Below are 1,083 nucleotides of genomic sequence, written 5' to 3' on the forward strand. Positions count from 1 at the left end.
CGGACCTGTTGTTTGTTCATTCCACGCGCGAGGCCCTCGACCCCTACGTGGAGGAACTTTCCACGCTCCAGTACCGTTACGTTCGCGGTGGCTACTGCCGTCCGATGGTGGTGGGCGACACCGAGATGGAGCGTTTCATCCGTGCCGTCCGTTCCACGGACTCCCCCCGCTATTACCTTCCCGGCGAGCTGACGCCTGCGATGTGCGGTCGTACGGTCCGCATTGTCGGCGGTCCCCTGGACGGTTACGAAGGCCGCCTTCTCTCCGTCCGCGGTTCGAAGGTCCGCCGCCTGCTGGTGGAAATCCCCAACCTGATTACGGCGGGTATCGAGGTGGCCCCGGAATTCATACGGGTGATGGATGTGCCATAGCCCCCTCAACTCCTCCCATGGCCCCCTCAACTCCCCCCGAAGGGGGAGCTTATGACTGAACTACGGGTGAGATTGTCCGAGAACTCTTCCGACACTATCATTCTGTCATCCCGAGCGCAGTCGAGGGATCTCAAGACACGTTCCTGTAGATTTAGTGAGATGGCTCGACTTCGCTCGCCATGACAGAATGATAGTAGCTGATAGGTTTTCGGACAGTCTGGGGGGAGGTTGGTGGGCAGCCCCCTCAACTCCCCCCGAAAGGGGAGCTTAAGAATACCAATTACTATGTTGAATAACAAACATCCTAAAGCCTCCCCTTCGGGGGAGGTTGGAGGGGCTGGAGGGACCCTATACCGCTCACTCTACGCCCTTCTTTCGATGGGTGTGAATCCCGGTCTTCCCGGTCTCCCGCAGAGCCTGTCCGAGTGCCGTTCCCGGGGCCTCCGGCTTTTCGACCGGATGCTGGACGAAGTCCGCAGCGGGACTACCGGTCCTGTGTCCCGCCTGCGCCTGCTGTCCTCTTCGTTCGACCTGCTGAACGGCGTCACGCTGGTGTCGGACCTGGAACGTTCGGACCGCTGGTACCAACTGGCGGAGGCAGTCGTGGACCGTTGCCCGGCCCCCACCGGATGCTCAGGCCTGCTGCAGACCTCCCTCTGCCGCTGCCTGACGGACTATTTCTATGGTAGCCCTTCTCCCGAAACGGATGAGT

At 60.8% G+C, this 1,083-nt stretch carries 2 protein-coding genes; both read left to right on the forward strand.

All coding sequences use genetic code 11. From position 1 onward, the window contains the following. Positions 1-371: transcriptional regulator (locus tag B5F34_RS17660; protein WP_087340945.1), on the forward strand; the 371-nt coding region annotated here is incomplete at its 5' end. A gap of 285 nt (positions 372-656) precedes the next feature. After that, positions 657-1,083: hypothetical protein (locus B5F34_RS17170; protein ID WP_140393032.1), on the forward strand; the 427-nt coding region annotated here is incomplete at its 3' end.

Origin of the sequence: Mediterranea sp. An20 (genome assembly GCF_002160055.1) — a bacterium.
Lineage (GTDB): Bacteria > Bacteroidota > Bacteroidia > Bacteroidales > Bacteroidaceae > Bacteroides > Bacteroides avicola.